The organism is Stenotrophomonas sp. YJH_SMC_123 (genome assembly GCF_059368215.1).
Genome location: NZ_JCAFRM010000003.1, coordinates 96,322 through 108,157, shown reverse-complemented (window position 1 = coordinate 108,157; position 11,836 = coordinate 96,322). Strand labels below are relative to the sequence as shown.

15 protein-coding genes and 2 riboswitches are annotated in these 11,836 nt (G+C 66.6%); of the genes, 13 read left to right on the top strand and 2 right to left on the bottom strand.

The genetic code is table 11. The features are described from left to right. The first annotated feature begins 13 nt into the window (after nt 1–13). The 7 genes from AC5P5W_RS08610 to AC5P5W_RS08580 all read left to right on the top strand — a co-directional run bounded on the left by AC5P5W_RS08610 (nt 14) and on the right by AC5P5W_RS08580 (nt 5,465). The gene (locus AC5P5W_RS08610; RefSeq protein ID WP_014648590.1) at nt 14–721 is read left to right on the top strand and encodes a response regulator transcription factor; all 708 of its coding nucleotides are present in this window, start codon (nt 14–16) and stop codon (nt 719–721) included. Between the two features lie 32 nt (nt 722–753). Beyond that, nucleotides 754–2,052 carry a sensor histidine kinase gene (locus AC5P5W_RS08605; RefSeq protein WP_032958242.1) on the top strand — a complete coding sequence of 433 codons (1,299 nt, stop codon included), beginning with the start codon at nt 754–756 and terminating at the stop codon, nt 2,050–2,052. 72 nt (nt 2,053–2,124) lie between these two features. Continuing rightward, entirely contained in the window at nt 2,125–2,625 is a 501-nt protein-coding gene (locus tag AC5P5W_RS08600) for a MarR family winged helix-turn-helix transcriptional regulator (protein WP_046432771.1), read from the top strand. Further along, a complete protein-coding gene (locus AC5P5W_RS08595; RefSeq protein ID WP_197575416.1) occupies nt 2,622–3,362 on the top strand; it encodes a DNA alkylation repair protein in 741 nt (246 codons plus the stop codon). The genes AC5P5W_RS08600 and AC5P5W_RS08595 overlap by 4 nt, the downstream gene beginning before the upstream one ends. 48 nt (nt 3,363–3,410) lie before the next feature. Continuing rightward, nucleotides 3,411–3,749 (top strand): DUF6616 family protein, encoded by a 339-nt coding sequence (locus tag AC5P5W_RS08590; RefSeq protein WP_197575217.1) that lies wholly within the window; start codon nt 3,411–3,413, stop codon nt 3,747–3,749. Between the two features lie 90 nt (nt 3,750–3,839). After that, complete coding sequence (locus AC5P5W_RS08585) at nt 3,840–4,097, top strand: hypothetical protein (protein WP_014648585.1); 258 nt, start codon at nt 3,840–3,842, stop codon at nt 4,095–4,097. Nucleotides 4,098–4,391: 294 nt separating this feature from the next. Next, complete coding sequence (locus AC5P5W_RS08580; RefSeq protein WP_014038657.1) at nt 4,392–5,465, top strand: 3-deoxy-7-phosphoheptulonate synthase; 1,074 nt, start codon at nt 4,392–4,394, stop codon at nt 5,463–5,465. 262 nt (nt 5,466–5,727) lie between these two features. On the opposite strand, the gene AC5P5W_RS08575 is transcribed toward AC5P5W_RS08580, so the two are convergent. Then, entirely contained in the window at nt 5,728–6,345 is a 618-nt protein-coding gene (locus tag AC5P5W_RS08575; RefSeq protein WP_005411215.1) for a trimeric intracellular cation channel family protein, read from the bottom strand. Between the two features lie 82 nt (nt 6,346–6,427). Beyond that, nucleotides 6,428–6,533: riboswitch (glycine riboswitch) on the bottom strand. 13 nt (nt 6,534–6,546) lie between these two features. Beyond that, a riboswitch (glycine riboswitch) is annotated at nt 6,547–6,636 on the bottom strand. Between the two features lie 40 nt (nt 6,637–6,676). Between AC5P5W_RS08575 and AC5P5W_RS08570 the strand changes: the two genes are divergently transcribed. From AC5P5W_RS08570 to imm9, 4 genes are all read left to right on the top strand, one after another. Further along, a complete protein-coding gene (locus tag AC5P5W_RS08570; protein WP_014648583.1) occupies nt 6,677–6,952 on the top strand; it encodes a GIY-YIG nuclease family protein in 276 nt (91 codons plus the stop codon). A 144-nt stretch (nt 6,953–7,096) separates the two neighbouring features. Beyond that, entirely contained in the window at nt 7,097–7,528 is a 432-nt protein-coding gene (locus AC5P5W_RS08565; RefSeq protein ID WP_032958253.1) for a nuclear transport factor 2 family protein, read from the top strand. Nucleotides 7,529–7,531: 3 nt separating this feature from the next. After that, on the top strand, nt 7,532–7,987 hold the full coding sequence (locus AC5P5W_RS08560) for a hypothetical protein (RefSeq protein WP_495221038.1): 456 nt from the start codon (nt 7,532–7,534) through the stop codon (nt 7,985–7,987). Nucleotides 7,988–8,238: 251 nt separating this feature from the next. Then, nucleotides 8,239–8,715: an Imm9 family immunity protein gene (imm9, locus tag AC5P5W_RS08555; protein ID WP_197575220.1), complete on the top strand. Its 477-nt coding sequence runs from the start codon at nt 8,239–8,241 to the stop codon at nt 8,713–8,715. Nucleotides 8,716–8,892: 177 nt separating this feature from the next. On the opposite strand, the gene AC5P5W_RS08550 is transcribed toward imm9, so the two are convergent. Continuing rightward, entirely contained in the window at nt 8,893–10,173 is a 1,281-nt protein-coding gene (locus AC5P5W_RS08550) for an NAD(P)/FAD-dependent oxidoreductase (RefSeq protein ID WP_142235122.1), read from the bottom strand. 123 nt (nt 10,174–10,296) lie between these two features. On the opposite strand from AC5P5W_RS08550, the gene AC5P5W_RS08545 reads away from it, so the two are divergent. Beyond that, nucleotides 10,297–11,076 (top strand): NYN domain-containing protein, encoded by a 780-nt coding sequence (locus AC5P5W_RS08545; RefSeq protein ID WP_014648580.1) that lies wholly within the window; start codon nt 10,297–10,299, stop codon nt 11,074–11,076. A 112-nt stretch (nt 11,077–11,188) separates the two neighbouring features. Then, the gene (locus tag AC5P5W_RS08540; protein WP_014648579.1) at nt 11,189–11,809 is read left to right on the top strand and encodes a glutathione S-transferase family protein; all 621 of its coding nucleotides are present in this window, start codon (nt 11,189–11,191) and stop codon (nt 11,807–11,809) included. The last annotated feature ends 27 nt before the right edge of the window (nt 11,810–11,836 follow it).

The following is an 11,836-nucleotide window of genomic DNA, read 5'->3' as shown; positions in this document are numbered from 1 at the left end:
GGATACTGTCCGAATGAGTACTCCCATCCGTGTCATCGTCGTCGACGACGATGCCAGCATCCGCGACGCCATCGCCGACCACCTGCTGCTGCACGGCTACCAGGTACGCCTGGCGGCGGATGCGGCGGCACTGGACGTGCTGCTGCAGGCCGAACGACCGGACCTGATCATCCTCGACTGGATGATGCCCGGTGAGGATGGGCTGTCGGTCTGCCGCAGGCTGCAGGCGAGGGCGATCCCGATCCTGATGCTGTCGGCGATGGGGGCTGCACCGGACCGCGTGATCGGCCTGGAGATGGGCGCGGACGACTACCTGGCCAAACCCTTTGATCCGCGTGAACTGCTGGCGCGGGTACGCGCACTGCTGCGCCGTCAGGACAAGCTGCGCACGCAGGTGGCCAGCGAACTGCGGTTTGATGGCTGGCGATTGCTGCCCGACCAGCGTCGCCTGTTCGCACCGGACGGTGCCGAGCTGGTGCTGAGTCGTGGCGAGTTTTCCCTGTTGCTGGCGCTGGCCGAACGTCCCGGGCGGGTGCTGGGGCGTGAGCAGCTGCTGCAGTTGAGTCGCGGAGAAGCCAGTGACAGCGTGGACCGTGCCATTGACCTCGCGATCAGCCGCCTGCGCCGCAAGCTCGGGCAGGCCGCGTCCGGGGCAGAAGCCCTCGTGCAGACACTGCGCGGGGAAGGGTATCGCTTCGACGCTGAGGTACAGGTGCTGTGAGCAGCCGGTGGTCGACCACACGCTGGATCGCGATGCTGGCGCTGGCCAGCCTGCTGCTGGCAACCCTGGTCAGCGTTGCAGTGGTGGGTTGGATGCCCCGGCCCGCGCCGCCACCGATGCGGCTGGACCATGCGATGCAGGTACTGCGTGGGGAACAGGCGCCGGCGTCACTGGGATTGCGCAGGGCGACGCAGGACGCGCCTCCCCAAGGTAGCGCCAGCGACTGGCTCGCGCAGCTGGCGGCTGCGCAGATGGGCATGCCGGCCGAGGATGTACGCCTGGCATGGACGGGGCAGGGCAGGGCGCCCGATGTGCAGGTCATCGAGGGTGGCGCGGTACTGGACGCCTCCGGTCGTGCTGGCGTGCTGAAATCACAGGCCGCGCTGCTGACCGCGATGCAGTGGCCGCCGTTTGAACTGGGGATGCGCCAGGCCGACGGCCGCTGGCGGGTGGTCGGCAGCGACCATAGTGACCTGGCGGCCTGGCGCCGCCAGGTGATGCTCGCCCTGTTGGGCGGTGCGATCCTGCTGGCGCCGTTGGCGGCGTGGGCGTCGATCCGGTTGGGGCGCCCGCTGCGGCGCCTGGCCGAAGCGAGCGCACGGGTCGACCTGCAGGCCGAATCGCCATTGCCCGACGATGGCCCACGCGAAGTGCAGATGCTGGCCGCCGCGATCAGCACCGGTCGCGAACGCCTGCGGGTCCAGGCACAGGACATGACCCATATGCTGGCGGCAGTGGCGCATGACCTGCGCACGCCCCTGACCGGCCTGCGCCTGCGCGCCGAGTTCGCTCCCGCACCACAGGCCGCCCGGATGGTGGCGGACATCGAACGCATGGACGCGATGATCGAGCAGGTGCTGGACTATGCACGCGGCGAGCTGCAGCCCTTGCAGATGCGCTCGCTGGATCTGGCTGCCCTGCTGCAGGAATGCCTGCAAGGGGCGCTGCTGCGCGGGGTCGACATTTCGCTTCAGTGCCCGGATACGCTGCCGTGGCATGGCGATGCGCTGCTGCTCCGGCGCGCGGTCGACAATCTCATCGACAACGCCGAGCGTTACGCGGGCGCCGTGGAGCTGCATGTCGCCGTGTGGGGACATGGGGTGCAGCTGGATGTGATGGATCGCGGGCCGGGCATCGCCGAAGCTGATCGTGTCCGCCTGCTGCAACCGTTCCAGCGCAGCGAAAGCTCGCGCAGTCGCGCTACCGGTGGGACCGGGCTGGGACTGGCCATGGCCGCCAACGTGGCCAGGCGTCACGCAGGCGAACTGCAGCTGCTGCACCGCGAGGGTGGCGGGCTGATCGCGCGCCTGCTGCTGGGAAAGCTCCCCTGATATCGGCTGTGATTTACAGTTAGCGGCTATTCGCTGATATGATTAGGCGCCTAACCATATCGCGTTCGTGAGATGATCGAAGCCAAGCATCAGGCCCTGCTGGAGGAATCGCAGCGACGCGGCCACGCCAACATCGCGCAACTGCGCCTGTGCTTCCAGCTGCTCTCGTTGTCCTCGTCGATCGATCGCGACTGCGACGCGCGGCTGGCACCGCATGGGCTCAGCGAGGGCCGCTTCGTCGTGCTGTTCCTGCTGCACGGGGCCGGTGGCACGCTGCCGCCGCACCTGCTGGCCGAGCGTGCTGGCGTGACCCGTGCCACCATCAGCGGCCTGCTCGATGGCCTGCAGCGTGAAGGCCTGCTGCAGCGTCGCAGCGATGACGGGGATGGCCGCCGTCTGCAGATCGTATTGACCGCACCGGGAAAGCGCTTGGCCGAGTCGTTGTTCGAGCAGCACACGCAATGGATCAGCGGCCTGTTCGACGGCCTGGACGCGGGTGAACAGCAGCAGCTGTCGCAGCTGCTGCACAAGGTCTGGCAGCACACGGACGGCGGGCGGGAATCGGCAGCATGAGCACGCCCGTTCCTGCGCAAAGGCTGCGTGCACTCAACAGTGGCAGCGCCGCTGCCACCCATCTGGCCGAATGCCTGGCCGTGGATTTCACCGCGCTGCTGCAGGTGGTGGCGCCTGCCCTTGAGCCGGAATCGCTGCAATGCATGCGCGACGCCTCAGGCAAGGGCATCACCCAGCGCATGGCGCTAGCGGCGCGGTTGCTGCACGAAGCCGGACAGGGGGAGCCTGCGCGCTGGCAGGCGCATGCGTCAGACACGGTGCGTGGCTGGGCCTGCTACCTGATCGGCGGCGAAGCCGACGCGACGCTGCCGGCCAAGCTGCAGGCGATGCGGCCACTGGCTGACGACCCGCACTTCGGCGTGCGCGAATGGGCGTGGCTGGCGCTGCGTGCCGACATTGTTGCCGCACCACTGCAGGCGCTGGAGTACCTGCAACCATGGACGCAGGAAGGATCGCCGTACCTGCGCCGCTTCGCCTGCGAAGCGCTGCGCCCGCGCGGCGTGTGGGCCACACATGTCGCGCTGTTCAAGCGGCAGCCGGAACTTGCAGAGGCGATGCTGGAAGCACTCGCCGACGACCCGGAGCGCTATGTGCAGGACTCGGTCGGCAACTGGCTCAATGATGCCGGCAAGACACAGCCGCAGTGGCTGCGTGCGCTGTGCGCGCGCTGGCAACAGCAGCACCGTGGCGATGCCAATGCCTACATCCGCAAACGCGCCATGCGCTCGCTCCGGTAGTGCCGGCCGCTGGCCGGCAACCCCCCAAACCTTCAAGGAAGAAGCAGCATGTCGCACACCTTCATCGAGCTCTATACCGCCACCCCCGCCTGGACCACGCTCCAGCCCGAGCAGCGGAATGCCTTCTTCGCCCGTATCGGTGCAGGCATGCAGCAGTTCGATCCAGTCCGCATCACACTGCTGGCGATGGGCCGCATTGCCAGGGGCGTACAGCACGGCAGCGATGAGCAGTTCTATGCGGCCTGGCGCTGTGCAAGCCGCGCGGACGCCGATGCGCTGGTGGCCGGCATTGCCGCCACCGGTTGGCATCAGTACTTCGCCACCATCAACGCCGTCGGCGCAGACGATGGGATGGGGCGGCACCTTGCCGACCTGGCCGCCTTGTAGCAGCGTCTCCGGACGCGCATGGCACATGCGCCTGTCACCCGGACGCGGTAAACAGGACATTGCCCATGTCCATCCGCAGGGAAGTTGATCATGCAGAGCACGCTCCAGGTCACGCTGTTCGGCCCGCTTGGCGACAGCCCGGCATTGCAGTTGCCGGGGCGGGAAGGGCCGTCGGTGGCCATCCCGGAGGCGGCCCTGCGGCGGTTGGTCTCCGACCTCTACACCACCCGTTCCCTGCTCAATCCCGAGCAGCTGGACGAGGCCAGGCAGGAGCTGGACCGCGTGCTGGAGCGCTGGGCCGACATCCACGAAGGCCTGTTGCTGGACGTGGAAGTGCATGGCAAATGAGCAGCTTTGCGTGGCTGCTGCCGCGTAGGCAGCGCTGGCGCGCGCCTCGCTGAACCGCACCCCCGGTTGCGGATGAAACATTTTGCACTGCGCAAAAGCTGTGCTATCAATACACCCCATGAACGCAGCCGCCACCCGCTTTTACTGGTATTACTTTCCGAAGCCACTGGCGGAGGAAGGACTGCGCTCACCCTGAAGAAAGCTTCAGACGCATTCCCGAAAGCCGCCAGCGAACCTGGCGGCTTTTTTCATGCCGCCACGCTGGGGACCCCAACGTTCCGGAGATCTCCTGCAATGCCCCCGCACACCGACGACCTGCGCATCCGCACCATCGAACCGCTGACACCGCCTGCCCAGCTGCTGGCGATGCTGCCCTGTGACGATGAAGCCTCCGACACCGTCAGCGCCTCGCGCGCGGCCCTGCACCAGATCCTGCACGGCCGTGACGACCGCCTGGCAGTGGTGGTGGGCCCGTGCTCGATCCACGACCCGAAGGCCGCCATCGAATACGCCCAGCGCCTGAAGCCGCTGCGCGACGCGCTGGCCGGCGAACTGGAAATCGTCATGCGTGTGTACTTCGAGAAGCCGCGCACCACGGTGGGCTGGAAGGGCCTGATCAACGACCCGGACCTGGACGGCAGCTTCAGGATCGACAAGGGCCTGCGCATTGCCCGCGGCCTGCTGCGCGACATCAACAAGCTCGGCCTGCCGGCCGGTGTCGAATTCCTCGATGTGATCTCGCCGCAGTACATCGCCGACCTGGTGGCGTGGGGCGCGATCGGCGCGCGTACCACCGAAAGCCAGGTGCATCGTGAGCTGGCCTCGGGGCTGTCGTGCCCGGTCGGCTTCAAGAACGGCACCGATGGCAACGTCAAGATCGCCGCTGACGCGGTGGGTGCGGCGTCCAATCCGCATCACTTCCTGTCGGTCACCAAGCAGGGCGGCACCGCCATCGTGTCGACCACCGGCAATCCGGATTGCCATGTGATCCTGCGTGGCGGCAAGCAGCCGAACTACGACGCCGGCAGCGTCGCCGACGCCTGCCAGGTGCTGGCCAAGGCCAAGCTGCCGACGCGCCTGATGATCGACGCCAGCCACGCCAACAGCCTGAAAAACCCCGAGAACCAGCCGAAGGTGATCGAGGACATCGCTGTTCAGCTGGAAGACGGCGAACAGCGCATCGTTGGCGTGATGATCGAGAGCCATCTGGTCGGTGGCCGCCAGGAACTGGTGGAAGGCCAGCCGCTGGTCTACGGGCAGAGCATCACCGATGGCTGCATCGACTGGGACACCACCGTGACGGTGCTGGAGCGTCTGGCTGCGGCCGTGCGCGCCCGTCGCGACGTGAAGGTGTCCGAAGCAGCCTGATGGAAGCCGCCTGAGTGCGGCACGTGTGTGGATGGCGGCCAGCGCCTGCGGGGGTGCGGCCGCGATCAGGGCCGGTCGGAGTTGGAGGCCGGCCCATCTGCACCGGCGATGCGCCTGGCGCTGCGCATGAGCGACAGCGCCAGGTACATCGCCGGGGTGGTGATACCGCTTCCTGTAGCGTCGAGCCATGCCCGACCTGCGCGCGAAGCGCGTTGGTTTCCTGCAAAGAGCAGTCGAGCATGGCTCGACTTTACGAAGAGGCTCAATGCACTTCGTCGTGGTACACGAACTTCGGCATTTCCCAGCGGTAGTGGATCGCCAGCAGGCGCAACGCGAAGCCGCCGCCGAGGCAGCACAGGATCGCGGTGGCATCGGCCACGCCCCAGTGCAGCAGCAGCAGATAGGCCGCGCCGGTCAGCAGCGCGATGATCGCGTACAGCTCCTTCTGGAAGATGAGTGGCACCTCGTTGCAGAGGATGTCGCGCAGCACCCCGCCGAACGCGCCGGTCAGCATGCCGGCGATCAGCACGATCGGCATTGCATGGCCGGCTTCGCGCGCGATCGAGCAGCCGATCAGGGTGAAGGCGATCAGGCCCAGGCCATCGAGCACCAGGAAGGTGCGGCGGAAGTGGTGCATCCAGCGCGCCACCCAGGTGGCGATCAGCGCCGCGCATACGGTGAAGCCCAGGTACTCGGGATGCTTCACCCAGCCCAGCGGGTAGTGGCCGAGCAGGATGTCGCGCAGCGAGCCGCCACCGAGGGCGGTGACGCAGGCGATCATGACCACGCCGAACAGGTCCATGCGGCGGCGGCCGGCGGACAGTGCGCCGGTCATGGCTTCGGCGGAAATGGCGATCAGGTAGATGATGGACAGCAGCATGGGACAGGCTCCGGGCGCGGTGGGGCCGGCCATGCGCGACCACCGCCACTGCCTGCGCAATGACGGGATGACGATGACCGGTGCCGCTCCCGCTGTCCTTTTGCCTGAGAGTTCAGCGGCATGGGCCGCGTGCCCCTTCGGCGGATCGTCCCGGGCATGCCCGGTGACCTCTCTCCAGCTCGGCGAGTCGAATGCATGGTTGGTGGGATTCCAGCCCACCGGCCTGAGCGATCATGGGAGCCTGCGCCTTCGGCGGGCGCCAGCGCGGCGCCTCTCTCCTGCATTCGGTCGCCAGTATATCCGCTGCAGTGCAGCACGGCATAATCCAGGCATGGCCCCATCCCTCCGCCCGTGGTTCCTGTACCTGCTCGAATGCCGCGATGGCAGCTATTACGCCGGCATCAGCACCGATGTGGAGGCGCGTTTCGCCGCCCATCAGGCCGGCAAGGGCGCGCGCTACACCCGGGCCCGGCCGCCGCTGCGCGTGCTGGCCGTGCGCGAGTACCCGGACCGGGCCGCGGCCTCGCGGGCCGAGTGGCAACTCAAGCAGCAGCCCCGCGAACGCAAGCTGGCCTGGCTGCAGGCAACGGATCCTGCGCTTCTGTAGAGCCGAGCCCACGCTCGGCTGTTGTTCCGTCTGCCCGATGCGGGAGCCGAGCATGGGCTCGGCTCTACAGTAGATCCACGTCATGCGTGGATGGGCCATTCGGTCCATGCGATGATCGCCCCGCGCCCAGAGCTGGAGACCCGGATGTCCACGATCGCCCTGCTGTTCGCTCTCTCCGCAGCAACGAGCCCTGCCGCCGACCCCGCCACGATCGCGGCCGTCGAAGCCACCTGCCACGACTACGTCGATGGCCAGCTGGAGGCCGATCCGCAGCGCGTCGCCCGTTCGCTGCACCCGGACCTGGCCAAGCGCGCGGTCCTCGGCGATACACCCGACGAGCGCCTGGGCCTGCGCCGGATGTCGAAGGAAGAGCTGGTCTCGCTGACGAAACAGGGCGCGCTGAAGACCCCGAAGGATCAATGGGATCGCCGCTGCACGGTGCTGGACGTGACCGGCAACGCGGCCTCGGTGCGGCTGGAAACCCCGTGGTTCGTCGACTACTTCCACATGGGGCGTTTCGACCAGCGCTGGGTCATCGTCAACGCACTGTGGTACCCGAAACCGAAGGCGCACTGAGCGATGCGTGCCGCCGGCAACGCATGGATCTCCGTCATCGTGCTGGTCGCCGGCATCGCGCTGCTGCCTGGCCTGCTGTATCTGCTCGGGCTGGCATTGGTGGACGGTCGGCCGAAGCCGGCCGACCGCGCGCCCAGTGGCGTGGCTGCGTGCAGCGGTGAGCCACGGGCGGGATACCAGCCGATGAACCCCTGGCGCTTCACCGCCCAGTTCTTCGACAAGGACGGGATGAAGAACAAGGTGCCTGAAGTGGAGCGGGAGGCCTTCTGGATTGCCCGGCGCCACCTGTGGCGGCAACCTCGGCGCGGCATGCTGCGCTGGCATCTCAGCAGCACCGCGTTGGCGATCTGGATCACCCGGCATTGGAGTACCGCGCAGATTGCGGACACCGCGAGGAAGGAGGACTTCTGCCGGACCGGGTCGAAACGGCGAGTGCCCGGTGGCCCGATGAAGAAGTAGAGCCACGCGGTTTGTGAATGGTCCTACTCTCCGCTACGCAGTGTCGTATACGGCACTAAAGTAAATTCGTAGCACGAAACCTCTCGTTTCCCGCCGAGCAACTTGTCTGGAAGTCGCGACTGCGAAAAACCACCTTATCCCAGACGCCCGGCTTGATTTCATCCCGGTCTGTGGCCAGGCACAGTGGGTGGGATAGTTGCCACGAAAGTTGCATTGCGGAAGGCTGATGCCATCAGACAGACAGCACGCTCATGGAAAAGCAGATCAGATGCATTGTGTCGAGCGAATCTCCTGGTGTCAGCAGAACGCTCGATATCTTTGAAATCAACCGTATGTTGGACGGCTACCTGCAGACGAAGATCGATCAAGTGAACGTTGCGGATCTGGGAGGTTGGCGATTGCTGATGTACGTCGTCATCCGGAACACCGATTCCATTGGAGTCTTCAAACGCACGAGGCGATACCCCTCCGACATGGAGTTCTTGGTCAGTATTTCGATTCCAGTTCCCAGCATCGAGGTCGTGGGGTACGGCCTGCCCGACCATGCCATGTGTGGACTAGGCTTCTTCCATCCCGTGAATGAGGCGAAGTCCCACGTCATCAATCCGCAGTTTGCAGACTACGCAGGGCTGCAGGATTACTTCGTGGGTAGCGCTGAGCGTGCTATCGACATGGCATTTGAATTGGGCTTCAAGTGCAACGGAAAAGTGATTCGATACGTTGCTTGACGAGAGCGGCGGGAAGCACAGCAACCATTCCTGACTGCGGCTTCTCAAAAATGCAGGGGGCTGACGCATGGATGAAGATGGGGGATGTGCGGGTGCTCATCCACGCATGGCGTGGATCTACTGCAAGGGTCAGAGCCCTTTCCTGCGGAAAGGGATCCGACCCCGTTGCGTGCGGCCTTACCGCCTCGGCCGCCGGTCGTCCTGATCATCACCGAAGATGATGCGCGCGCTGCGTTGGTAGCTCCAGTACGCGACCGCCCAGTTCAGCAGCACCACGATGCGGTTGCGGAAGCCGATCAGGAAGAACACGTGCGCGGCCAGCCAGAACCACCAGGCCAGCACGCCGGAGAGCTGCAGCCGGCCCAGGTGCACGATCGCGGCCATGCGGCCAATGGTGGCGAGGTTGCCGTAGTCGGCGTACTTGAACGGCCCCGGTGCCGCCTTGCCATGCAGGCGCGCGCGGACCACCTCGGCCACGTACTTGCCCATCTGCTTGGCCGCGGGCGCCACGCCGGGAACCGGCTTGCCGTCGGCCTGGCTCAGTGCGGCCAGGTCGCCGGCCACGAACAGCTCCGGGTGATCGGGCAGGGTCAGGTCCGGCTGCACCTGCACGCGGCCGGCGCGGTCCAGCGGCACGTCCAGCGTGCGCGCCAGTGGTGAAGCGGCCACGCCGGCGGCCCAGACCACGGTGCGGGCCGGCACGAACTGCTCACCGAGCTTGAAGCCCTGGCTGTCGATGTCGCTCACCGGGGTACCGGTCAGCACTTCCACGCCCAGCTTTTCCAGCTGGCGGCGCGCCTTCAGCGAAAGCACTTCCGGGAACGAGGACAGCACGCGCGGCCCAGCCTCGACCAAGCGCACCTTGGCGCTGGCCGGATCGATGTGGCGGAATTCGTTGCGCAGCGTGTGGCGCGCGATCTCGGCCAGCGTGCCGGCCAGTTCGACGCCGGTGGGACCACCACCGACGATGGCGAAACTCAGCCACGCCGCCTTCCTGGTCGGGTCCGGTTCGGCCTCGGCACGCTCGAACGCCAGCAGCAGCTTGCGGCGCAGCGCAATGGCATCGTCCAGCGTTTTCAGGCCGGGGGCATCTTCGGCCCACTGGTCGTTGCCGAAGTAGGCGTGGGTAGCGCCGGTGGCCAGCAGCAGGCTGTCGTAGTCCAGCGTGCTGCCATCGGCCATGCCGATCTGCCGTGCCTGCTTGTCGATGGCCACCACTTCGCCGAGGCGGACTTCCACGTTGCGCTGGTGGCCGAGGATGTGGCGCAGCGGTGCGGCGATATCCGGCGCGGACAGGCCGGCGGTGGCCACCTGGTACAGCAGCGGCTGGAACAGGTGATGGTTGCGGCGGTCGACCAGGGTGATGCGTATGCGCTCGCGGGCCAGGGCACGGGTGGCCCAGAGACCGGCAAAACCGCCGCCGACAACGACCAGGTGGGGAACGCGCTCGCGACTCATCGACTCACTCCAGTGGGGGCATTGGGGGAAGCGCCTGGCATCTTCGCACGGCGGCCACCTGTCACGTCAGCGCCTGGGTGGATCGGCGATACTCGGGTTCAGGCAACCGCCCGCGAGGAATCCATGAGCGAACCGGAAAAGCGCATCGCCCTGTTGATCGACGCCGACAATGCGCCGGCCTCGAAGATCGACGAGGTCCTGGCCGAAGTCGCCCGCTATGGCGTGGCCAACGTGCGCCGTGCCTACGGCAACTGGAAGAGCCCGCGGTTGAAGGGCTGGGAAGCGGTGCTGCATGAGTATGCGATCCGCCCGATCCAGCAGTTCGCCTACAGCAAGGGCAAGAATGCGTCGGACATGGCGATGGTGATCGATGCCATGGACCTGCTGTACGCGCGCAACCTTGATGGCTTCGCCATCGTGTCGAGCGATGCCGATTTCACCCCGATGGTGATGCGCCTGCTGACCGACGGCGTGAAGGTGTACGGCTTCGGCGAAAAGAAGACGCCGGAACCGTTCGTCAACGCGTGCTCGAAGTTCACCTACCTGGAAGCGCTGGGCCAGACCCACGCCAGCGTGCCGGATGCCGAGCAGGCATCGAGCGAACAGGCATCGAACGAGCCCGTCGCCAATGATGATGCACGCCCGCGCAAGAGCGGGGCGGAGATGCGCAGCGACACCCGGCTGGTGAAGATGCTGCGCCGCGCGGTGTCCTCGGCCGAGGGCGAGGATGGCTGGTCGCACCTGGGGCCGGTCGGCAGCCAGATCGGCAACCAGGCCTCGTTCGATCCGCGCAACTATGGCTACGGCAAACTCAGCGATCTGCTGGCGGCGATCGGCCTGTTCGAGCTGAAGAAGGATGGCAAGTCGTCCTACGTGCGCGCGCTGCCAAAAAAGAACCGGTAGTGCCGGCCGCTGGCCGGCAGCGCGCAGGCGCCCGATCCCGCATCCGGCACGCACATCTCCACTCCAATCAGGCGTATCGTTGCCGCTCGCATTGCCAGCAAGGAAAACCCGCATGTTGAAGATCTGGGGCCGCCGCAATTCCAGCAACGTCCGCAAGGTGCTGTGGTGTGCCGAGGAGATCGGCCTGCCGTACGAATCCATCGAAGTCGGCGGCAGCCATGGCGGCACGCAGACGCCGGAGTACCAGGCGATGAATCCCAACGGCCTGGTGCCGGTGATCGAGGACCACGGCCTGCCGCTGTGGGAATCGAACACCATCGTGCGTTACCTGAGCGCGCGCTATGCGCTGGGCACGCTGTACGCCGAGGACCCGATGGAGCGCGCGCAGGCCGAAAAGTGGATGGACTGGAGCACCTCGCGGATGGCGCCGCTGTACAGCGACCTGGTCTGGGGCATCATGCGCACCGCGCCGGCCGACCGTGACGAAGCGCGCATCAGCGCGGCCATCGTCCGTGCCGGTGACTACCTGGCGATGGCCGATGCCACCCTGGCCACGCAGCCATGGCTGTCGGGCGGGACGTTCGCGATGGGCGACATTCCGCTCGGCTCGCTGGTGTACGCCTGGTATGAACTGCCGATCCAGCGCCCGGACCTGCCGCACCTGGCCGAGTGGTATGCGCGCCTGCGTGAGCGACCGGCCTACCAGCGCGGCGTGATGTCGCCGCTGACGTAAGCGAAGGCGTCCGGGGTCAGAGCCCTT